Here is a 22,723-nt window from a genome sequence, read left to right as displayed (position 1 = left end):
GACGCTATTATTTTTGACTTTGTTGCTTTCCCTGACAGGACATCCAGACGCTATGCCCGTGAATTTCGACCTTAACGATCTCTATGCCTTCAGGGCGTTAGTGGAATACGGTAACTTCCGTGTCGCCGCTGAATCAATCTGCATATCCCAGTCGGCGCTGAGCCGCAGGATCGAAAAGCTGGAAGCCGCGCTGGGAACCAGGCTGTTTGACCGAACCACCCGCCGCGTCGCCCTGACGTTATACGGGCAAAACTTTGCTGAACGCTCAGCACAGCTGCTCGACAACGTAGAATCAATGCTGGCGGATGTCGATAAGGCCAGTGAAGAGCGGACGGGGCTGATTACGGTCGCCGCGGTACCTTCCGCCGCCTGTTACTTTATGCCTGATGTGATCCGTCGCTTTCAGTCCCGCTTTCCGCGCGTTCGCATTAAGCTCATCGACAGCAGCGCGGGGAATGTGATTGACGCCGTGGCCCGAAGCCAGGCGGATTTTGGCATCTGCTTTGCGGGAAACCTGCCGTCTGAAATTGAATTTTTCCCGCTGGTGGAGGATGTCTACGTTGTGGCGTGCAGAAAGGACCACCCGCTGGCGCAGAAGAGCCACCTGACCTGGCAGGCGTTTTACCAGCAGGACTATATCTCCCTCGATAAAACGTCGGGGAACCGCAACCTGCTGGATCGGATGCTGGGGGATATCATTCCCGAGCGCCCCAGCGTCTGCGAAACGCGCCACGTCACCACGATGCTCGGTATGGTTGAGGCGGGGATCGGCATTGCCGCCGTTCCCGCCATGTCGATGCCGACGTCAGAGTACACGCCGCTGACGCATCTGCCACTGGTGGCGCCGGAAGTGAAACGCACCGTGGGGCTTATCCGGCGCCGGGGGCGCATCCAGTCTTATATCGCGGCTGAACTGGAAAAAGAGATCACCGAGCGGTATCGCCGGACGTAACGGGGATCATCCCCGTCTTCTCGATGACGGCACGCGAGGGCGGTGAGGCGAGATAGGTCAGCAGCGCTTTCCCCTCGTCAGGATGTTCAGCGTGACGGGTGACCGCGCCTGCGAAGCGCGTGATGTACTGCAGATTATCCGGGATTTTACCGATAAAAGTGACGCCCTGAACCGGCAGCAGCTCGCTCACCTGCTGGAAGCCCACGGCGTATTTCCCTTTTGCCACTTCCGAAGCAACCGGAATGCGTTCGATCATCGTTGCTTTAGCCGCCGCCTCCTTTTCAATCCCCAGCTTTTTAAACAACGTCTGGCTGACATACCTGCCGCTGGCGCTGTCTGAGTAGGCGATGGAGCTGGCCTGAAGCAGCGCGTTACGTAGCGTCGCCTCGCTGCTGATATCAGGGACATCCGCCCCTTTTTTCACCACCATTCCGACGGGGGAGTCCGCAAGTTCCGTTCGCGAACCCGGCTGGGTCTGGCTGGTTTTTTCGAGCTTCGCCAGCGCATCGCCCACCATAATCACCACGTCGGCTTTCTCGCCGCGCGCGAGCCGGTTTGGGATCGCCTGCGGCGTAGCGCCCATTGACGGACCGGGAATAATCACGATGGTATCGCCGGTCTGGCGTTCATATTCCGGTGCCAGCTTTTCAAGGGCGGCTTTGAAACCGCCTGAAATCATCACCTTCACCTCCTGAGCGCAGGCATTGGCGCTCAGGAACGTCAGCATCAGCGCGGTAACGGTATAACGAGAAGTGTGAGTCATGCGGCCTCCTGCGACTTAACGGTGTTTTGCACCGAAACCGCGCGACGACGGTAAAGGTAGAGGATTGCCAGCAGGGCACACACCGCGGCGAAGCTCATCCAGTAGCCCGGCGAGGCTTTGTCACCAGTGTATTCAATCAGCGCGGTGGACATCACCGGGGTAAAGCCGCCGAAGATCGCCGTTGCGAGGCTGTAAGCCAGCGAGAAGCCCGCCACGCGGACTTCAGCGGGCATAATTTCCGTCAGCGCCGGGATCATCGCCCCGTTATACAGCCCGTACAGGAAGGAGAGCCACAGCAGGACGCTCAGCATCATGGAGAAGCTTGGCGCGTCAGCCAGCAGCGTCAGGGCCGGATAGCTGGTGGCCAGCGCCAGCAGGGTCATGGCAATCAGCACCGGTTTACGCCCGAAGCGGTCCGACAGCGCGCCGCCCACCGGCAGCCAGATGAAGTTAGAGATCGCTACCAGCAGCGTGACCAGCAGGCTGTCCGAGGCGCTCAGCATCAGCACTTTTTTGCCGAAGGTTGGCGCGTAGACGGTGATCAGGTAGAACGCGGTGGTGGTCATCGCCACCATCAGCATGCCCGCGACCACCACCTGCCAGTTGCCAAGCAGCGTTTTAAAGACCTGACGCATCTCAAGATGATGGCGGCGCGCGCTGAACTCTTCCGTCTCCTCCAGCTTGCGGCGCAGGAAAAAGATAAACGGCACGATTAAACAGCCGAACAGGAACGGTATGCGCCAGCCCCATTCACGAATGGCGCTCTCTTCCATCAGCGCGTTCAGGGCAAAGCCCATCGCCGCGGCGACCATAATGGCAACCTGCTGGCTGCCGGACTGCCAGCTGGTATAGAACCCTTTGCGGCCCGGCGTGGCGATTTCAGCGAGATAGACCGAGACGCCTCCAAGCTCCGCACCGGCGGAAAAGCCCTGCAGCAGACGGCCCGTCAGTACCAGCAACGGTGCCCAAAGCCCGATGCTTTGATAGGACGGGATCAGCACGATCAGGAAGGTGCCTGCCGCCATGATGGAAAGCGTCACGATCAGCCCTTTGCGGCGACCGACCTTGTCAATATAAGCCCCCAGCACAATGGCCCCGACTGGACGCATCAAGAAGCCCGCGCCGAAGACCGCGAAGGTCATCATCAGCGACGCAAATTCACTGCTCGCTGGGAAGAACGTGTGGGCGATGTAGGTGGCGTAGAAGCCGAAAAGAAAGAAATCGAATTGCTCAAGAAAGTTGCCGGACGTCACGCGAAGTATCGCGCCCGCCTTAGAGCGTACGGTTGCAGGTGAGGTTGAGGAAAACATGGTTATCTCCAGTTTATTGTTGACGTTTTACGCGTCTGTTTCTGAAAACTGGATCAGGATGAGGAATTCGATAAGCGCAAATGCCGCATCGACTGATGCGTTTCTTGCATGAATATAATCCGGCGAATAAATACATTTAATGGCAACAATAACTTAACAAAATATTGGCTTTTTATTCACCAATATTCTGTAAGTCTCTGATATTGCGATTTTGTGATGTAGCGCAGAGGCGCGTTTTAGAATGAGCCGTGTAACCGCGTCGTTACCCGGCGGAGGCCATTTAGCGCAGCGCCCTGGCAATCGCGCTAAACATCAGAGAGGCTTCCAGCGGCTGGGCGCTGAAGGACGGTTCCGCCTGCGGCCAGGTAGACCACTGGACGATGATCAGATTTTCCTTCGGGTTCACCATAATCATCTGCCCGAAAATGCCCAGCGCCCAGAGTGAACCTTTCAGCGAATCCTGGGCCGTCGGCTCTACGCCCGTGGCGTTGGCGGGCACTTCGTTGTTCCACCACTGATAGCCGTAAAGCCCTTCGGGATGGGCGTCAGAGACCGAGCCTTTGGCCTTCGTCCAGTCTGACGACTGCCGAATCCAGTTTTCCGGCAGGATGGTCTTACCGTTCGGCAGCGTACCGTTGTTCAGGATAAATTGCCCGAAGCGTCCCCAGTCCTCCAGCGTGGCGTTAAAGCCGTGCGCGCCAACGTCGTGCTGGCCTTTGCTGTACGCATGCCATACGCCGTCGCTCGCCATGCCGTAAGGCTGCCAGATGCTTTTCTCCAGATAGGCCGCCAGCGTCATGCCGGTGGCCCGCTCCAGCACGTCACCCAGCAGCCAGGCGCCGCCCGAAGAGTAAGACCAGCTCTCTCCGGCCGGGTGCGCCCTGCGTAACCCCTTCACCAGCTTGCGCACGCAGTCATAGGTACCCGGCTTCGCCTCGCACTCGGTGAGCTGCGCGAAGTCGGATTTAGGGTTGGTGTAATCCTCGTTCCACGCCACGCCGGAGGTATGGGTGATAAGCTGCTTAAGCGTCACGCCGTCCCACGCGGTGCCTTTCAGGTCGGGTTCATACCGCGTGACCAGGTCGTCGAGCGAGTGAATTTTTCCCTCTTTGAGGGCCACGCCCACCAGCGCCGATACCACCGATTTCCCAACCGAGCGCGAGGTCCAGAGCGTGGAGTCGGTGTTGCCCTCTCCAAGGTACTTCCAGGCGATTTTGCCGTCCTTCAGCACCAGCATGCCGCTGACGTTCTGGCGTTTAAGGTACTCCTGAAGGCCGTAGCGCCTGCCGTTGACCTGATACCAGGCGTCAGTGAGCGGCTTATCCGACATTTCCAGCGCCACGGCGCTACCGTGGCGGAAAACATCCCCGGCGTAGTTGCGGTAGTCATTGCGAAAGCCCACCACGCGGTCGGCCTGACTCCAGGTGAGCATCTTATGGGTGTCCGGCAGCGCGGCGTCAAAGGGGGCAGGGCAGGCGCTAAGGTCGGTGCCTTTGCAGGCGGCCACTGCCGCAGGGGAGAGCAGGGCGCTGAAGACAAGGCCCGCCAGCAGGGCATGGTTTACTTTTCTGTTTTTCATATCCGTCTCTTTCAGGTTAAGAACGGCTTCAGTTTAAAAACCCCGGGGCTATAATAAAAAACGCGTAGTGGGGGAAAATCCCCCTATAAAACAGAGGGAGCGTAGCGTGGCGGGACTGATTTACTCTTTTGCACAACTCGAGGCATTTACCGCCGTGGCCGAGAACGGGGGCCTGAGTAAAGCCGCGGTGGCGCTGAAGAAAGACCGCACGACGCTTCGCGATCTGATTGATTTTCTTGAGGATGGCTTGGGCTACGCGCTGTTTATTCGCGACGGCCGCACCCTGCGGCTCACGCCCGAAGGGGAACAGCTTCAGCGCCAGGCGCACCTGCTGATGCGGCAGGTAAAAGCCTTTGAGGCGTTTGCCAGAGAGGTGCCGCACGGTGCCACGCAGGACCTGACGCTGGCCTACGATCCTTTTACGCCCAGAGCCTTTCTGCACGGGGTGATTGCTGAAATGGCCGCGCGAAACATCCGGCTGAGCCTTATCTGCACCTCTAGGGATGAATCGGAACGGCTGCTGGCGAACAACGACGCGGATCTGGCCATCTGCCAGGCGCGCAACCGCAGCGTGGGCAATGACATGGAGTGGCGCGCCCTCGGCGCCATTGATATGGATTTTTATGCCGCCCGCGGGCTGTTTGCGGACAGTGCTTCCCCACTGTCGCTGCTCGATCTTTCCCTGGTACCCCAGGTCGTCATGCACCCCGCCTCGGACGAGCCGGTGGCGCGCCGCCTGCAGATCTCCGGGCATACTCTCTTTACCAACGAACCGGAGATGCTGCGCGGTCTGCTGGAGCGCGGCTGCGGCTGGGGATTCTTACCGACGCATTTTCATGCCGGTCAGTGGCAAAACGTAAAAAGGCTGCACACCGAAGTGGGCAGCCAGGGGATTGGTCAGACGATGGTCACCATCTGGAAGCCGGGGAGCGACAAGCGCAGCACGATCGCTGAAACGCTGTCGCTCCTGCCGGACGTATGGAAGCACTCAGCGCTGTGAACAGCCTTTGCACTGCTTGTTCTGGATCTGCTGGAAGAAGTCGTTGCCTTTATCATCCACCAGAATAAACGCCGGGAAGTTCTCCACCTCAATTTTCCAGATCGCTTCCATACCCAGCTCAGGATAGGCCACACACTCCAGGCTCTTGATGCTGTTTTGCGCCAGCACCGCCGCTGGGCCGCCGATGCTGCCCAGGTAGAAACCGCCGTGCTTATGGCAGGCGTCGGTTACCTGCTGGCTGCGGTTGCCTTTGGCCAGCATGATCATGCTCGCACCGTGGGATTGCAGCAGGTCAACATACGAGTCCATGCGTCCCGCCGTGGTTGGGCCGAGTGAGCCAGACGCGTAGCCTTCCGGGGTTTTTGCCGGACCCGCATAGTAAATCGGATGATCTTTGACGTACTGCGGCAGCGCTTCGCCGTTATCCAGCAGCTCTTTAAGCTTCGCGTGGGCAATGTCGCGCGCCACGATAATGGTGCCGTTCAGCGACAGGCGGGTAGAGACCGGGTGCGCGGAAAGCTGCGCCAGGATCTCGTTCATCGGCTTGTTCAGGTTGATGCTCACCACGTCGCCTTCGCCCTGCTGGCGCAGTGACTCCGGAATATACTGACCCGGGTTGTGCTCAAGCTTCTCAATCCAGATCCCGTCGCGGTTGATCTTCGCCTTGATGTTACGGTCGGCGGAGCAGGAGACCCCCATGCCGATTGGGCAGGAGGCACCGTGGCGTGGCAGGCGGATCACGCGGATATCGTGGGCGAAGTATTTCCCGCCGAACTGCGCGCCGAGGCCGAGGTTCTGTGCTTCCTGGAGCAGTTCCTGTTCGAGCTGAACGTCGCGGAACGCCTGGCCGTGCTCGTTGCCTTCGGTTGGCAGCGCGTCGTAGTAGCGGGTGGAGGCGAGCTTCACGGTTTTCAGCGTGGCTTCCGCTGAGGTGCCGCCGATAACAAACGCGATATGGTACGGCGGGCAGGCTGCGGTCCCCAGGGTACGCATCTTCTCAACCAGGTAGTTTTTCAGCTTCGCCGGGGTAATCAGCGCTTTGGTTTCCTGGTAGAGATAGGTTTTGTTGGCAGAGCCGCCGCCTTTCGCCATGCACAGGAATTTGTATTCATCCCCGTCGACGCTGTAGAGGTCAATCTGTGCGGGCAGGTTAGTGCCGGTATTCACCTCTTTATACATATCCAGCGCCGCATTCTGCGAGTAGCGCAGGTTGTCTTCAATATAGGTGTTATACACGCCCTGGCTCAGGGCCGCTTCGTCACCGCCGCCGGTCCAGACGCGCTGGCCTTTTTTACCCATAATGATTGCCGTGCCGGTATCCTGGCAGGTTGGCAGCACGCCTTTCGCCGCAATTTCCGAGTTGCGCAGGAACTGCAGGGCCACGTACTTATCGTTCTCGCTGGCTTCCGGGTCGTTAAGAATGGCGGCAACCTGCTTCTGGTGGGAAGGACGCAGCATAAATGCGGCGTCGTGGAAGGCCTGCTGCGCCAGCAGGGTCAGGGCTTCGGGCTCCACCTTCAGCACTTCCTGGCCGTCGAATTCGGCAACGGAGACGTGCTCGTTGGTCAGCAGGTAGTATTCGGTGTCGTCATGTGAAAGAGGGAAGGGGTTCTGATAAAAAAACGGTTTATTCGACATAGTATTGCTCCACAAAAATAAAACCGCCGGAGGAGAAGTCCGGCGGTCAGGAATCAGAACATCATGGACATCCACGGGTAGCCAATCAGCAGCAGGGCCGCCAGGAAGATGGCACCAAAGATGGTGCCGAGGCGCCAGTAGTCTTTGGTTGGCAGGTAGCCGCTACCGTAGTAAATCGGGCTTGGGCCAGTACCGTACGGGGTGATGATCCCCATCACGCCCAGCGAGGTCACCATCAGCAGAACGAACACTTCCATATTCATGCCCGGAATGGTGGAGGCGATGGTCAGCATCGCTGGCAGCAGCGCCGTGGTGTGCGCGGTGGTGCTGGCAAACAGGTAGTGCAGCAGGTAGAACGCCAGCAGCAGGACGATGGTCGCCACGCCCGGAGAGATACCGCTCATCAGCAGGCCGCCTTCTTTACCCAGCCAGCTGATAAAGCCGGTAGAGGAGAGGCCATCCGCCAGCGCCACGAGGGTGGCGAACCAGACGAAGGTGTTCCACGCCGCTTTGTTGCCGGTGATATCGTTCCACTCCAGCACGCCGGTCCACAGCATCAGGCCGACGATGAGCAGGGCCGCCATCGCGGGTTCAATCCACGCGGCGGCGAAGATCCACATCAGCAGCGCGCAACATACGAACACCAGCAGAAGGATCTCATTGCGCGACAGTTTGCCCAGTTTTTCCAGTTCACGGGTCGCCCACAGCGGCACTTCGTTGTTCACCTTCACTTCTGGCGGGTAGAACCAGTAGGCCAGCAGCGGCATGGTCAGGATCAGCAGGATGCCCAGCGGCAGGAAGGCGAGGAACCAGGTCCCCCAGGAGGTGTCGATCCCAACCGTACTTTTCACCAGCGCCAGGGCCAGCAGGTTCGGCGCAAGGGCGGAGAGGAACATTGAGCTGGTGATACAGGCCGCGGTGATCGCCACCCACATCAGGTAAGAACCAATCTTACGCGCGCTTGGGTCGTTGGGTTTTGAACCGTACAGCGGCGGCAGGTTAGCGATGATCGGGTAGATGGTCCCACCGCTGCGCGCGGTGTTAGACGGAGTGAACGGTGCCAGCAGCAGGTCCGCAAACGTAATCGCGTAACCGAGCGTCAGGCTGCGACGGCCAAGATACTTCACCAGAATCAGCGCCAGACGGCGGCCGAAGCGGGTTTTGTCGTAGCCCGCGGCAAACATAAAGGCACCGAAAATCAGCCAGACGGTGGAGTTACCAAACCCGCTCACTGCCCACTTAAAGGAGGCGCCCGCCAGCTTAAATTTTGGGTCAGCCAGCTGTTCAGGGCTGAACAGCACCCACTGGCTGCACAGGGCAATGGCGACCACGCCGGTCAGACCGATCACCGCGCCCGGCAGGGGTTCGAAGATAAGACCGACGATCACGCCGACGAAGATGGCGAAGTAGTGCCACGCGTAAGGCGGCAGCCCTTCAGGAACGGGAACAAACAGCAGCAGTACGGCGACGATGACGGGCAGTGCCATCATCAGCAGACGTTTTGCGTTTCCATTTGATGCCTGGTTCGCCACAGGGGGCGTTACAGCAGTTTTTGTATTCATAGTTTCACGTCTTAAGTTGTCAAAAATTCGGTCGCACTGAAAAGTCAAAATTGCTTTCTTAAGTTTCTTTGCTTTTTTTAGTTATTAAAGGTGCGTTTTTGTATTTTCAGTAATAGCGATTTAACGCTTTTTTGTGTGCGTTAAATTAAAAAATGATGATGTTTTTATATTGCGCTTTTAAATGCCATGACTATTGATCGAGATCAAAAAAACAGAATTGCAGCGTTATTTTTATGCTTTTATTAATAACCACTCTGGCGTATGTGGTTATTATCTTTTTTGCGGGTTTATTTTATCATTTCTGTAACAATTTGAATTTTTAATAATTGCCATCTAGTTGATTTTAAAGGGTTTTTTTGGTTTATGGTGAAATGGTTTTACCATTTTTTATTTAACGTATTTTAAAATATTGTGAATGCCTGAATGACAATCGCTAACACCAATGTATTATTAGTGTTATCACAGGGATTAAATAGTTTTTTAACTAACGTAATAACTTTAGAAACTAAAAAAATCATTATATTAATATCATGACATCGGCAAAAAACGACGAAATAAAAAATCAATCCGATAACGAATTCTCAATTTTTAAAAGTTTGGAGTTTCTATTATGAGCACTAACGAACGCATTCTTAGCCCCTTCACATTACCGAATGGCACTGAACTGAAAAACCGTTTGTTAATGGCCCCTATGACCACCTGTACCGGCTATTATGACGGCACCGTCACCAGCGAGCTGGTGGAGTACTATCGGGCCCGTTCCGGCAGCATTGGCACCATCATCGTGGAGTGCTGCTTCGTCGACGATCTCGGCCTTGCCTTCCCGGGGGCAATTGGTATTGATAACGACGAGAAAATCGCCGGGCTGGCGAAAATCGCCGAGGCCATTAAATCCAAAGGATCTAAGGCCCTGCTGCAGATCTACCACGGTGGCCGCATGGTTGATCCGAAACTGATCGGTGGCCGTACCCCGGTTGGCCCAAGCGCCGTAGCCGCGCCGCGTGACGGTGCCGCAACGCCGGTTGCCCTGACCGCCGAAGAAGTGGAAGGCATGATCGGCAAGTTTGGTGAAGCCGTGCGCCGCGCCATCCAGGCCGGTTTTGACGGCGTGGAAATCCACGGGGCGAACACCTACCTGATTCAGCAGTTCTACTCTCCAAATTCTAACCAGCGAGACGACGAGTGGGGCGGCAGCCGCGACAATCGCGCGAAGTTCCCGCTGGCGGTGCTGGACATCACCCACAAAATGGTGCGCCAGTACGCGGACGACGCGTTTATTATTGGCTACCGCTTCTCCCCTGAAGAGCTGGAAGTGCCGGGCATCCGCTTTGAAGACACCATGTACCTGCTGGAAAAACTGGCGGCGCGCGGCGTGGATTACCTGCACTTCTCCGTCGGCGCGACTCTGCGTCCGTCCATTGTCGACACCCAGGACCCGACGCCGCTGATCGAAAAATACTGCGCGATGCGCTCTGAAACCCTGGCGCAGGTTCCGGTGATGGGCGTGGGCGGCGTGGTGAATGCGTCAGACGTGAATGAAGCGCTGGACCACGGTTACGACCTGATTGCCGTTGGCCGCGCCACCATTGCCTACCCGGACTGGACCGACCGCATCGCGGCGGGTGAAAGCCTTGAGCTGTTTATGGACAGCACCAAACGCGAGGAACTGAGCATTCCTGAACCGCTGTGGCGCTTCTCGCTGGTGGAAGCGATGATCCGCGACATGAGCATGGGCGAATCGAAATTCAAACCGGGCATGTTCACCGAGAAGGTGCAGGACGACGCGAACGAACTGGTGATTAACGTCAGTCTGGAAACCGACCGCATTGCGGACATCGAGCTGGCCTCCGGCCCGAGCGATAACGTGGAGTTCGTCACCAGCTTTGAAGAGATCCGTACCCGCATTCTGGACGCCAATACCCCGCACGTGGATGCCATCACCGGTGCCACCAGCCAGAGTGAAGCGGTGAAAAAAGCGGTCTCTAAAGCGATGCTGAAATCCAGCAAAGCGCTGGCAGCGGAAGAGGGCGTGGACCCGAACGAAACCCGCAGCGTGGACGTGGTGGTGGTCGGTAGCGGCGGCGCCGGTCTGGCGGCGGCGATTCAGGCTCACGACGAAGGCGCGAGCGTGCTGATTGTCGAGAAAATGCCAACCATCGGCGGGAACACCATTAAAGCCTCTGCCGGTATGAATGCCGCTGAAACCCGCTTCCAGCGCGTGAAGGGCATTCAGGACAGCAAAGAGCTGTTCTACCAGGAAAGCCTGAAAGGCGGCGGCAACAAGAACAACCCTGAACTGCTGCGCCGCTTTGTCGAGAACGCGCCGCAGGCGATTGAGTGGCTGGCAACGCGAGGCATCATGCTGAACGACATCACCACCACCGGTGGGATGAGCATCGACCGTACTCACCGTCCAAAAGACGGCTCTGCGGTGGGGGGCTACCTGATCAGCGGCCTGGTGCGTAACGTCAACAAACGCAACATCGAGGTGATGCTGGATACCTCCGTCAGCGACATCATCTTCGAGAACGGTGAAGTGACCGGGGTTCGCCTGACCACTGAAGAGAACGAAACCGTCACCGTGGCTGCGAAAAGCGTGATCGTGGCGACGGGCGGCTTCAGCGCCAACAGCCAGATGGTCGTCAAATACCGTCCGGATCTGGAAGGGTTCGTCACCACCAACCACAAAGGGGCAACCGGCGGCGGTATCGCGCTGCTGGAGCGCATCGGGGCGGGCACCGTGGATATGGGCGAAATCCAAATTCACCCAACCGTTGAGCAGAACACCTCGTACCTGATTTCCGAATCCATCCGCGGGGGCGGGGCGATTCTGGTCAACCAGAAAGGGGAGCGCTTCTACAACGAAATGTCGACCCGCGATAAAGTCTCGGCGTCAATCATCGCGCTGCCGGAGAAATACGCGTACATCGTCTTTGACGAGCATGTACGTGCCAAAAACAAAGCCGCGGATGAGTACATTGCGAAAGGCTTCGTGACCAGCGCCAGCTCGCCAAAAGCGCTGGCGGAAGCACTCGGTATGGATCACCACGCTTTCCTCGCGACCCTGGAACGTTACAACGGTTTCGTTGAAAAACAGCACGATGACGATTTTGGTCGTACCACCGCGCTGCGTGCGCCCATCAACGAAGGGCCTTTCTACGCTATTCAGATTGCGCCAGGCGTGCACCACACCATGGGCGGCGTGACCATCAACACCGAAACCTGCGTGCTGGACAGCAACCACAACGTACTGCCGGGGGCGTTTGCGGCGGGTGAAGTGGTCGGGGGGATCCACGGCGGCAACCGTATCGGCGGTAACGCGGTGGCGGATATCATTATTTTTGGTACCCTTGCAGGACATCAGGCGGCGATGCGCTCAAAAAGAACGTAAGGCTCCTGTCTCCCCGGCGGCGCGGTGCCTGCCGGGGCTACATCTGAGGACACATGCAATGCCTGATAGCCATCGCGTTTACAGCTACTCCGCCGTTCTGATGGGCTCGCCCATTCTCCTGAAGCTCTTCTCCCATGACGAAGCCCTCGCGTCCCGCGTTTTCCGCCTGATCAAACAGTACGAAGATCTCCTCACCGTTAACCGGGCGCATTCCCAGGTGATGGACATCAACCATGCGGCGGGCCAGCATCCGGTTGCCGTCAGTCGTCCGGTGTTTGAACTGATCCGCTGTGCCAAAGCGGCAAGCATGCTAAAAGACAGCGCGTTTAACCTGGCGATCGGCCCGCTGGTGAAGCGCTGGAAGATTGGCTTTCAGGGAGACAGCGTTCCGCCTGCCGATGACATTGCGTCCCTGCTGGCGATAACCCGGCCCGAGGAGGTCATCCTTGATGAGGCGCAGACCAGCGTGTTTCTGACCAGATCGGGGATGGAGATTGATCTGGGTGCCATCGCCAAAGGCTATATCGCCGACCGGGTGCGGGACTACTTGCGCAAAGAGGGCGCTGAGCTGGGGCTGATCAACCTCGGCGGAAACATCCAGACGTTAGGCTCGCCGGAAGGGGGCTGGAGCGTGGGGCTAAAAAAACCGTTCGCCGGTGATGCGCTTATCGGTGCGATGACGGTGGAGAACCTCTCCGTGGTGACCTCGGGAACGTACGAGCGCTACTTCGAGCAGAACGGCAAGCGCTATCACCATATTCTCGATCCGCGCACCGGGTATCCGCTCGACAACGAGCTGGAGAGCGTCACTATCATTTCAAAAGACTCCATTGACGGCGACATCTGGACCACGCTGATGTACGGCATGGGGGTAGAAAAGGGCTGTGCCGCCCTGCGCGCGCGCCCCGATATTGAAGCTATCTTTGTGACCAAAACAAAAGAAGTGGTGATCTCCTCGATGCACCACTTCCGTTTTACCCTTCTGGACGAGAGCTACCGCGTTATTGGCAGTACTGTTTGAGCAGCCCGATCTGTTCCGGCTGTAAGCGGTAGCGATACACCGGACGCCCGGTGGCGCCGTAGTGAATGCTGGTGAACAGAATGTTGATCTGCGCAAGCCAAATCAGGTACTTACGGCAGGAGACGCGGGAGATATTGACTGCGTTAGCCAGATCGTCGGTGGAAAATTCCGTCTCCGGGTGGCCATCAATCCACTGGCAAATCGTGCGCAGCGTTTGCGGCGTTAACCCCTTCGGCAATTTTTTAGTGTCCGCCAGCTCCGGCGCGCCGCCGTGGATCAGCCTGTCGACGTCCGCCTGCTCGTAATACTGGTGCGAGCCCATCAGGCTGTGCTTTGCCTTCCAGCCGTTCAGCGCCTCTTCAAAGCGCGGGAACTGGAACGGCTTTATCAGATAATCCACCACGCCGTAGTGGATGGAGGTCTGGATCGTGGCGGCATCGGCGGCCGAGGAGATCATAATCACATCAATCGGGCGGCCTGACGCGCGAATATCGGGCAGCAGATCCAGCCCGTTATCCTGCTGCATGTAGACGTCCAGCAGCACCAGATCGACAGGCTGGCTGGGGTTATTGATAAAGGCCCTGGCCTGATTGAGCGTGGAGGCGACGCCGCAGCAGCTGAAGCCTTCAACACGGTTGACGTACAGACGGTTGAGATCGGCTACCATGGCGTCATCATCGACAATTAATACATTTATCACGCGATATTCCTCTCGCTATCCCAGGGGATGTGAACAAAAAATTGGGTAAATACGCCAGGCTCAGACTCGACGGTAATATCGCCGCCCAGGTTCTGGATCTGCTGGCGAGCAAGGAACAGCCCAACGCCGCGGTTTTCACCTTTTGTTGAGAACCCCTTAGTAAAAATAGCCTCCAGCTGAGTGGGATCAATGCCGGGGCCGTCGTCGCTGACTTCGCAGCTGAGCCAGCCATTCTGATAATGCAGCAGCAGGCCAATCTCGCCTTCCTGCTGTCCTGCCATCGCGTCGAGCGCGTTTTCGATTAAGTTACCCAGCGCGGTGATCAGCACCGCAACCTGCTCTTCACTGGCGGTATCCGGTATCAGGCTTTCATCCGCCAGCGTCAGGGTGACGCCGGCCTCTTTCGCCCGGTTGATTTTACCCAGCAGGAACCCGGCAACGACCGGGGACTTTACCTTGCTCTGGATCGTGCCAATGTCCGTCTGGTAATTATGCGCCGTCTGGATGATGTACTCCTCCAGCTTGTCGTAACGCTTCATGTGCAGCAGGCCCAGGATCACATGCAGTTTATTCATAAACTCGTGCGTGTGGCTGCGCAGGGCGTCGACGTAGTTGACCATGCCATCAATACGCTGCATCAGCTGGCTGATTTCCGTTTTATCGCGGAAGGTGCTGATAGCACCGATCACCCGATTCTGGCTTTTGACCGGCACCATGTTGCAGAGCAGCAGTCGTCCGTTGCAGCTGATCTCCTGATCCTGACGCGCAACCCCGGTTTTCGATACCTCACGCAGGCTTGCCAGCAGCGGCTCGCTGGTGTTTTCGGTCTGCTTGCCGGAGGGAAGAAGTAATATCTCTCTGGCAGCGTGGTTAATCATCGTCACGCTGCCGTGAATGTCGACGGCCAGCACCCCTTCGCGAAGCGACTGCAGCATCGCCTGGCGCTGTTCGAACAGGGCGGAAATTTCGTAAGGTTCAAGCCCGAACAGGATGTGTTTCAGGACCCGTACCAGACCCCAAATCGCCATCGAACTCATAAAGATGCTGAACAGAATCGTCCAGAGCGCGTTGAGCCGCCCGCGGGCTATCTGGTCTTCCACCTTTTTGAGGGAGATCCCGACCACGACGACCCCGATCTGATCGTGCTGGCTGTCATAGACCGGCGTGAAAACGCGAAGCGCCTCGGCGAGGGCGCCGCGGTTAACCGAGACATTCTCTTTGCCTTCCAGCGCGGGTTCCAGATCGTTGCCGATAAAATGCAGGCCGATGAGCGCCTCGTTAGGGTGCGAGTAGCGAATCCCCCGCATGTCGGTCACCACGGTAAGCAGCAGATCGTTGCGTTGGGTAACGGCTTTGGCGATGGGCTGAATGATGTCGGCCTGCGGCGACTGCATCAGGCCGCGCTGGATCTCCGGGCTGTCGGCCAGCGTGCGGGCGATGCCCAGAGCGGTATCTTTTACATCATCGCGGGTCGCCCGGGTGATCTGCACGGAATAGAGCGCAAAAACTACCAGCAACACCGAGGCGATAATCGCGGACACCATCAACGTGACCAGCGTGTACAGTTTCATGGGGCGCTTGCGCGTCAGAGGGAAAGGCTGCAAATCGCTCATCAACACTCCGCGATGATTAAGAAAGGGAGTGATTATCGCTGATGATGGGCTTTTCTTAAAGCCATGTAAAAGCGTCGATTTACTCTTCTTTTCGTGACCCCACTCGCATGTCATCTATATAAAACACTTTATAGTGTGTGGGTACTCATAATAAGGAGGCTGTTTATGAGCATTACGCTTACCGGTTCAGTCAAGGAAAGACGGCACGCCAGCACGATGAATATAGATAGATTGTCCACGCTGGACATGCTGAAGGTTATCCACGAGGAAGATGCACGCATTTCTGCTGCTATAACCCCCTGCTTAACGACAATCGCCCGCGCGGTGGATAACGCCGCCTCGGCGCTCAACCACGGCGGCCGTCTGGTGATTGTCGGCGCGGGCCCGTCAGGCTGCATCGCACAACAGGCTGCAGATGAGTATGCGCCGGGTAAAACGCCGGTATTTGCCGTGACGGCAGAAGAGGGGGATGGGAGCTACGAGCGCGGGGTGGCTGATCTGCAGGCCATTAAATTTGATGAGCACGATATGATGCTTGCCGTGACCGTCAGCGGAAAAACGCCGTGGGTTTGGGGGGCAATGCGGCATGCGTGGTCGTTGGGAGCGCCGGTTGCGGTCATCACCGGTGATGCACAAAGTGAAGCAGCACAGCTGGCAAGCATGGTAATTGCCCCAGAGCTTGGGGCTGATGTGGTTGCCGGGTATCGCAATACCAGGGCGGGGATCGCGCAAAAAATGATCCTCTCGATGATTACCACCGCGCTGGCCGTTCGCACCGGGCGCGTTTACAGCAACCTGCGCGTGGATCTTGAGGCAAGCAATACCAAATGGGCTGAACGGCAAATCGCCATTGTGATGGAAGCGGGGGGATGCACCCGGGCGCAGGCAAAAGCCGCGCTGGAGAGCTGTAACCATCACTGTAAAACCGCGGTATTGATGGTGCTGACTGGTCTGGATGCGTGGAAAGCCCATGAGCTGCTGGCGCAGAATAACGGGTTTATCCGCGTGGCGCTGCAGGAAGCGCCGTAAAATAGTGTCCCTTGAAACAAAAAAGCCCGCAAATGCGGGCTTTGGTATTTTCAGGGATCAGAACTGGTAGATCATGCCGATGCCAACAATGTCATCGGTTGCAATACCGTTGTCATTGTAGAAGGCGTCATCTTCGTCCAGCAGGTTGATTTTATAATCAACGTAGGTGGAGAAGTTCTTGTTGAAGTTGTAGGTCATGCCCAGGTCGATGTAGTTAACCAGATCCTGGTCTACATAGTCATAGCCATTGCGTGGGTGATAATCGTTACCGCCCAGATCGATGCCTTTGGAATAGACCCACGCCAGGGATGGACGCAGACCGAAGTCAAACTGGTATTGCGCTACGGCTTCAAAGTTCTGCGTTTTGTTGGCGATGCCGTCGCTGCCGTACGGCGTCATGTTGCGGGTTTCCGCGTACATCATCGCCAGGTAGACGCCTTGAGCATCATATTTTGCGCCAACGGTCCATGCGTCTGCACGGTCACCGCCTGCTTATTTGCTGAAGCGGTTATAGTTGCCCGCACCATAAGCAACCTGATCGTTGGTACGGTCAGAGGAAGAATACGCCGCACCCAGCGTCAGACCGAAGTCGAAGTCATAGGTGGTAGACATACCGAAGCCGTCGCCGTTCTGGAAGCGTACGTCGTCGTGACCGTTTTTGGTGCCTTCCTGATCTTCGTTAGCGTTTGCGCCTTCGTTAGCACCCTGATACTGCAGCGCGAAGTTCAGGCCATCAACCAGACCGAAGAAATCATTATTACGGTAGGTCGCAACACCGTTGGTACGGCCAACCATATAGTTGTCAGTCCAGGTGTAGGAATCGCCACCAAATACCGGCAGCATATCGGTCCAGGCTTCAACGTCATACACGACGCCGTAATTACGGCCATAATCAAATGAACCGTATTCGCCATATTTCAGGCCCGCATAGGCCAGACGGTTGAAAGAGGTATCCCCGGCGTCTTCGGTATCATTTGCGTAGGTTTTATATTCCCACTGACCGTAACCGACCAGATCGCGGGTAATCTGTGTTTCGCCTTTGAAACCAATCTGCACATAGGTTTCGTCGCCGTCGTCGCCCGCGTTGTCGGAGAAGGTATGACGCGCGTCAACCTTGCCGTACAGGTCAACTTTATTGCCGTCTTTGTTATACATTTCAGCCGCGTTTGCCGCGCCAGCCATTAATAATGCGGGTACAAGAATTGCCAGAACTTTTCTTTTCATTATATATTCCCTTTAAAGATAATTTATATGAATATATGTAATCACCCTCCGTAATTACGTTTCTGATACTATTCTATGGCTCGTGAATTTGGTTCAAAAATAAATGTAATTAAACCAGTGAAAATATTACAAGATATTTCCAAAAATCTCTTTATTTTTCAAATGAATTAATCGCTTGAAAGTATTGCGGGTAATTATTATTAAGTATTTCGGGGTTCTATTTTTAAATTTATTTTATTTAGCTATGTTATAATTCAGTGCCCATTTTCGTAACAGGAAAGGATGATGGAACTCATACAGTGGCAGCAGCGCTTTGAATCCTGGCTTGATGAACATCACGCGACCGATGACACCGCGCACGATATTTCACACTTCCGTCGCGTCTGGCTGACGGCACAGAAAATCATGGTTCATCACCACGTCGACCCGCTGACGATCCTGACCGCCTGCTATTTTCACGACATCGTTAGCCTGCCGAAAAATCATCCTGAACGCAGCCAGTCGTCGCGTCTGGCTGCGCGCAGAACGCGGGACATTCTGCACCGCGATTTCCCTGACTTCCCGTCCGATCGCTATGCCGCCGTGGAGCACGCCATCGAGGCGCACAGTTTCAGCGCCGGCCTGACGCCGTATACGATTGAGGCCAAAATTGTCCAGGATGCTGATCGTCTGGAGGCGCTGGGGGCGATTGGCCTGGCGCGCGTGTTTGCCGTGTCAGGCGCGCTGGGCGTACCGCTTTTTGACGCGGACGATCCGTTTGCCGACGCGCGCCCGCTTGATGACCGGGCGTTTGCGCTCGATCATTTTCAGACCAAGCTGCTGCGCTTGCCTGATACAATGCAAACCGACGTCGGGCGCGAGCTCGCGCAGCACAACGCCGATTTTCTGATTCAGTTTATGGCGAAACTCAGTGCCGAATTACAGGGCGACTGCATCGGGCTGGATAGCCAGATTCAACACCGCTTCCGTCGCAGTTTGCGAAAGTGAACTGTGGTAATCTGTTTCCAGTCTTTATTGCCCGGTTAAAAGAATGCAGGAAAATCGATCAGTGACAGAGCCCGCGCCTGAGCAGGCTGAGAAGTCAACGGCAACGGTGCAGGCATTACTGCGCCAGCTGCTGGATATTTATGACGCTAAAACGCTGGCAAACCAGCTGGTGGCGCACGGCGAAAGCCACTGGAGCCCGGCCATCCTTAAGCGACTGCTGACCAGCGATCGGGCAGGGCGCCGCCTGAGCGAAAGCGAGTTTCGTTATCTGCAAGACCTGCTTCCGCGTCCGTCTGCCGCGCACCCGAACTATGCCTTCCGCTTTATCGATCTGTTTGCCGGCATCGGTGGCATCCGGCACGGCTTTGAAGCTATCGGCGGTCAGTGCGTGTTTACCAGCGAGTGGAACAAACATGCGGTACGCACTTATAAAGCGAACTGGTACTGCGATCCGCATGAACATCATTTCAACGCCGATATCCGCGACGTTACCCTGAGCCATAAAAGCGGCGTCACGGATGAACAAGCCGCCGAGCACATTCGCCAGACGATTCCGGCGCATGACGTGCTGCTGGCGGGCTTCCCGTGTCAGCCTTTCTCGCTGGCCGGCGTCTCCAAAAAGAATGCCCTCGGGCGTGCCCACGGTTTTGCCTGCGATACGCAGGGAACGCTGTTTTTCGATGTGGCCCGAATCATTGACGCCCGTCGCCCGGCCATATTCGTGCTGGAAAACGTCAAGAACTTAAAGAGCCATGACGGTGGAAAGACCTTCCGCATTATCATGCAGACGCTGGACGAGCTGGGCTATGACGTGGCTGATTCCGAGGACATGGGCGCGGATGACCCGAAAATTATCGACGGGAAACATTTCCTGCCCCAGCATCGCGAACGCATTGTGCTCGTCGGTTTCCGCCGCGATCTCAATCTTAAGGGGGATTTCACCCTGCGGGATATTCCCTCCTTATACCCCGAGCGTCGTCCAACGATTGCCGACCTGCTGGAGCCGGTGGTCGACGCGAAATTTATCCTTACCCCGATCCTGTGGAAATACCTCTACCGCTATGCCAAAAAGCATCAGGCCAAAGGCAACGGCTTCGGGTTTGGCATGGTGAACCCAAACGATCCGCACAGCGTGACCCGCACGCTGTCCGCTCGCTACTACAAAGACGGCGCGGAAATCCTGATCGACAGAGGCTGGGATAAAGCGCTGGGCGAGAAAGATTTCGACGATCCGCAAAACCAGCGTCACCGTCCGCGGCGCCTCACGCCGCGAGAGTGCGCCCGGCTGATGGGCTTTGAAACGCCACAGGGCTACCGCTTCCGCATTCCGGTTTCGGACACCCAGGCTTACCGTCAGTTTGGCAACTCGGTGGTGGTGCCCGCGTTCGCGGCGGTGGCAAAACTGCTGGCCCCGCGCATCAGACAGGCGGTGGCGCTCCGCCAGGGTGAGGCCGTCAATGACGGACGTTCACGATAAGGCCACGCGGAGCAAAAACATGCGTGCCATCGGCACGCGTGACACCGCGATTGAAAAGCGTCTGGCCGGGCTACTGACACAGGCGGGCTTCGACTTTCGCGTGCAGGATCCCGCGCTTGCGGGTCGCCCGGATTTCGTCATTGACGCGTATCGGTGCATTATCTTCACCCACGGCTGTTTCTGGCATCATCACGACTGCTACCTGTTTAAAGTCCCGGCGACGCGCACCGATTTCTGGCTGGAAAAGATTGGCAAGAACGTTGAGCGAGATGCGCGGCATCTCGCCACGCTTGTCGCGCAGGGCTGGCGAGTGCTGATCGTCTGGGAGTGTGCGCTGAGAGGACGGTTAAAGCTGAACGATGCCGATCTGAGCGAACGGCTGGAAGAGTGGATCTGCGGCGGCGGCCAGGCCGCGCAGATCGACACCCAGGGGATCCACGCGCTTACGGTTTCTCCACCTCGCAAGGCGTAACCACGGGCTTTGCCGGCAGCAAATATTTGCCTAAGGTCACCAGCACGACGGCAAAAACAATCACCCCTAAAGCTAACCACTCAACCGGAGAGAGCGTTTCACCGCCAAGCCCGGTGCCGAGCAGCACGGCCACGACCGGGTTGACGTAGGCATAGCTGGTGGCGACCGCCGGAGAGACGTTACGGATCAGGAACATATAGGCGTTGATGGCGATGATGGAGCCAAACAGCGCCAGATAGCCTACCGCCAGGAAGCCCGACAACGGCGGCAGGGTCGTCAGCTCCTCTCCCGTCAGGGCTGAGGCCAGCAGCAGCACAATCCCAGCCGCAAGCATCTCTATTGCCCCCGCCATCATGCCGGTCGGCAGTTCGATACGCGAACCGTATACGGAACCGAACGCCCAGCTCATCGAGCCGATAAGGATAATCACTGCGCCCCACGGATTCCCGCTCAGGTTACCGCCGCTGTTAAGCAGAATAATGCCGGCAAGGCCGATGCCAATCCCCAGCCACTCCAGCTTGCGGGTGCGGATGCCGAAAAGACGGCTGAAGCAGAGGGTAAACAGCGGTACGGTGGCAACGACCACGGCGGCGATCCCTGACGGTACGTTCTGGTGCTCGGCAATGGTCACAAAGCCATTACCGACCGCCAGCAGCAGCAGGCCTATCAGGGCAGCGTTCAGCATTGGGCGGAGCGGTGGAAGCTTATGCCCGCGCAGCAGCAGGAAGGCCAGTAGCAGCACACCCGCCGAGAGGAAGCGAATGCCCGCCATCATCAGCGGCGGCCAGCTTTCCACGCCGATGCGAATGACAAAATAGGTTGAACCCCAGATGATATACAGCGAAAAAAGTGCCCCGATAAGCGGAAGCAGTTGCCGGAAACGCATAATCCCTCACGACGAAATAAAAAGGTCGCTGATAGTAAACGCGAAAACTATCGCGCTGGCGAGCCCTTTAATTGTGTAGATGATGTGAATTTTTTGTTGACGAAAGCTGCCTGTTTCCGCGATTGCGCTTTTGCTCCATACTATTCACTTAATTACCAAAAAAAGAAGGATCACCATTTTGGCAGGAAGTAGCTTATTAACATTGCTGGATGATATTGCCACCTTACTGGATGATATTTCCGTGATGGGGAAACTGGCGGCGAAGAAAACCGCAGGGGTGCTGGGGGACGATCTCTCGCTTAACGCCCAACAGGTGAGCGGGGTACGGGCTAACCGTGAGCTGCCGGTGGTGTGGGGCGTGGCAAAAGGCTCGTTTCTGAACAAAGTGATCCTGGTGCCGCTGGCGCTGCTGATCAGCGCATTCATCCCCTGGGCCATCACGCCGCTGCTGATGATTGGCGGGGCATTCTTGTGCTTCGAAGGCGTGGAGAAGGTCCTGCACTCTTTGAGCTCTCGCAAGCAGAAGGATACCCCGGAGGCGCGCCAGCAGCGCCTTGAAGCGCTTGCCGCGCAGGATCCGAAAGTTTTCGAGCGCGATAAAATCAAAGGCGCCATTCGCACCGACTTTATTCTGTCGGCTGAAATTGTTGCCATTACGCTGGGCATTGTCTCCGATGCGCCGCTGCTGAATCAGGTGTTGATCCTCTCCGGGATCGCCATTCTGGTCACGGTGGGCGTTTACGGCCTGGTCGGGCTGATCGTGAAGCTGGATGATATCGGCTACTGGCTGGAGGAGAAATCCAGCGCGGTGGCTAAAGGCATCGGCAAAGGCTTACTGACGCTGGCGCCGTGGCTGATGAAGAGCTTGTCCGTGGTGGGTACCCTGGCCATGTTCCTCGTGGGCGGCGGCATTGTGGTCCACGGCATTGCGCCGCTGCACCATGCCATCGAACATTTCGCCTCAGCGCAGGGGAGCGTGGTGGCAGCGATTCTGCCCACGCTGCTTAATCTGGTGCTGGGCTTTATCGTTGGCGCTATCGTGGTGGCGGCGGTGAAACTGATCGAAAAAATGCGCGGTACGGCGCACTAATTGTTACCCGTCGCAGGGTGCAAAAAGAC

Annotated in this window: 17 protein-coding genes and 1 pseudogene; 9 read left to right on the top strand and 9 right to left on the bottom strand. The window is 56.9% G+C overall.

Annotation, left to right across the window (positions count from 1 at the left end):
- Positions 1–52 precede the first annotated feature (52 nt).
- Positions 53–952, top strand: coding sequence for a LysR family transcriptional regulator (locus HBA26_RS14945; protein ID WP_028013727.1), 900 nt, complete (start codon positions 53–55; stop codon positions 950–952).
- On the opposite strand, the gene HBA26_RS14940 is transcribed toward HBA26_RS14945, so the two are convergent.
- The 3 genes from HBA26_RS14940 to HBA26_RS14930 form a co-directional block, all read right to left on the bottom strand.
- Entirely contained in the window at positions 927–1,715 is a 789-nt protein-coding gene (locus tag HBA26_RS14940; protein WP_126345786.1) for a substrate-binding domain-containing protein, read from the bottom strand. The two genes, HBA26_RS14945 and HBA26_RS14940, sit on opposite strands and share 26 nt — an antisense overlap.
- Positions 1,712–3,025 carry an MFS transporter gene (locus tag HBA26_RS14935; RefSeq protein WP_126345785.1) on the bottom strand — a complete coding sequence of 438 codons (1,314 nt, stop codon included), beginning with the start codon at positions 3,023–3,025 and terminating at the stop codon, positions 1,712–1,714. The genes HBA26_RS14940 and HBA26_RS14935 overlap by 4 nt, the downstream gene beginning before the upstream one ends.
- Before the next feature lie 280 nt (positions 3,026–3,305).
- Entirely contained in the window at positions 3,306–4,604 is a 1,299-nt protein-coding gene (locus tag HBA26_RS14930) for a serine hydrolase (protein ID WP_126345784.1), read from the bottom strand.
- Positions 4,605–4,710: 106 nt separating this feature from the next.
- Here HBA26_RS14930 and HBA26_RS14925 point away from each other — a divergent pair, with 106 nt between their 5' ends.
- Positions 4,711–5,604, top strand: a complete 894-nt coding sequence (locus tag HBA26_RS14925) for a LysR family transcriptional regulator (RefSeq protein ID WP_126345783.1) — start codon at positions 4,711–4,713, stop codon at positions 5,602–5,604.
- Here the strand turns inward: HBA26_RS14925 and fumA are convergent.
- Both fumA and HBA26_RS14915 read right to left on the bottom strand, forming a co-directional pair.
- Complete coding sequence (gene fumA, locus HBA26_RS14920) at positions 5,593–7,242, bottom strand: class I fumarate hydratase FumA (RefSeq protein WP_063942263.1); 1,650 nt, start codon at positions 7,240–7,242, stop codon at positions 5,593–5,595. The two genes, HBA26_RS14925 and fumA, sit on opposite strands and share 12 nt — an antisense overlap.
- A gap of 53 nt (positions 7,243–7,295) precedes the next feature.
- On the bottom strand, positions 7,296–8,804 hold the full coding sequence (locus HBA26_RS14915; RefSeq protein WP_208298181.1) for an anion permease: 1,509 nt from the start codon (positions 8,802–8,804) through the stop codon (positions 7,296–7,298).
- Between the two features lie 610 nt (positions 8,805–9,414).
- Between HBA26_RS14915 and HBA26_RS14910 the strand changes: the two genes are divergently transcribed.
- Together HBA26_RS14910 and HBA26_RS14905 are read left to right on the top strand one after the other, a co-directional pair.
- Positions 9,415–12,195 (top strand): flavocytochrome c, encoded by a 2,781-nt coding sequence (locus HBA26_RS14910; RefSeq protein ID WP_126345782.1) that lies wholly within the window; start codon positions 9,415–9,417, stop codon positions 12,193–12,195.
- A gap of 58 nt (positions 12,196–12,253) precedes the next feature.
- Entirely contained in the window at positions 12,254–13,216 is a 963-nt protein-coding gene (locus HBA26_RS14905; RefSeq protein ID WP_063437814.1) for an FAD:protein FMN transferase, read from the top strand.
- Here HBA26_RS14905 and dcuR read toward each other — a convergent pair.
- Together dcuR and HBA26_RS14895 are read right to left on the bottom strand one after the other, a co-directional pair.
- Positions 13,197–13,916 (bottom strand): two-component system response regulator DcuR, encoded by a 720-nt coding sequence (gene dcuR / locus HBA26_RS14900; RefSeq protein ID WP_028013719.1) that lies wholly within the window; start codon positions 13,914–13,916, stop codon positions 13,197–13,199. The two genes, HBA26_RS14905 and dcuR, sit on opposite strands and share 20 nt — an antisense overlap.
- The gene (locus tag HBA26_RS14895) at positions 13,913–15,529 is read right to left on the bottom strand and encodes a sensor histidine kinase (protein WP_126345781.1); all 1,617 of its coding nucleotides are present in this window, start codon (positions 15,527–15,529) and stop codon (positions 13,913–13,915) included. Before HBA26_RS14895 ends, dcuR begins: the two co-directional genes overlap by 4 nt.
- A gap of 165 nt (positions 15,530–15,694) precedes the next feature.
- Between HBA26_RS14895 and HBA26_RS14890 the strand changes: the two genes are divergently transcribed.
- Complete coding sequence (locus HBA26_RS14890; protein WP_126345780.1) at positions 15,695–16,558, top strand: N-acetylmuramic acid 6-phosphate etherase; 864 nt, start codon at positions 15,695–15,697, stop codon at positions 16,556–16,558.
- 57 nt (positions 16,559–16,615) lie between these two features.
- Here HBA26_RS14890 and ompC read toward each other — a convergent pair.
- A pseudogene (gene ompC, locus HBA26_RS14885) lies at positions 16,616–17,782 on the bottom strand (porin OmpC).
- Between the two features lie 285 nt (positions 17,783–18,067).
- Here ompC and HBA26_RS14880 point away from each other — a divergent pair.
- The 3 genes from HBA26_RS14880 to HBA26_RS14870 all read left to right on the top strand — a co-directional run bounded on the left by HBA26_RS14880 (position 18,068) and on the right by HBA26_RS14870 (position 20,718).
- Positions 18,068–18,769, top strand: a complete 702-nt coding sequence (locus HBA26_RS14880) for a phosphohydrolase (RefSeq protein ID WP_045260359.1) — start codon at positions 18,068–18,070, stop codon at positions 18,767–18,769.
- Positions 18,770–18,830: 61 nt separating this feature from the next.
- Positions 18,831–20,246, top strand: a complete 1,416-nt coding sequence (locus HBA26_RS14875; protein ID WP_041909349.1) for a DNA cytosine methyltransferase — start codon at positions 18,831–18,833, stop codon at positions 20,244–20,246.
- Positions 20,227–20,718, top strand: coding sequence for a very short patch repair endonuclease (locus tag HBA26_RS14870; RefSeq protein WP_126345779.1), 492 nt, complete (start codon positions 20,227–20,229; stop codon positions 20,716–20,718). Before HBA26_RS14875 ends, HBA26_RS14870 begins: the two co-directional genes overlap by 20 nt.
- Here the strand turns inward: HBA26_RS14870 and yedA are convergent.
- Positions 20,690–21,604 carry a drug/metabolite exporter YedA gene (yedA, locus tag HBA26_RS14865; RefSeq protein WP_028013712.1) on the bottom strand — a complete coding sequence of 305 codons (915 nt, stop codon included), beginning with the start codon at positions 21,602–21,604 and terminating at the stop codon, positions 20,690–20,692. The two genes, HBA26_RS14870 and yedA, sit on opposite strands and share 29 nt — an antisense overlap.
- 175 nt (positions 21,605–21,779) lie before the next feature.
- Between yedA and HBA26_RS14860 the strand changes: the two genes are divergently transcribed.
- Positions 21,780–22,694, top strand: a complete 915-nt coding sequence (locus tag HBA26_RS14860; RefSeq protein ID WP_169804339.1) for a DUF808 domain-containing protein — start codon at positions 21,780–21,782, stop codon at positions 22,692–22,694.
- Positions 22,695–22,723: the final 29 nt, after the last annotated feature.

It is taken from the genome of Enterobacter sp. 725m/11 (genome assembly GCF_011683705.1).
Classification (GTDB): domain Bacteria; phylum Pseudomonadota; class Gammaproteobacteria; order Enterobacterales; family Enterobacteriaceae; genus Enterobacter; species Enterobacter bugandensis.
Note: the sequence above shows the minus strand (reverse complement) of the source record. Positions and strands in the feature narration are given on the sequence as shown.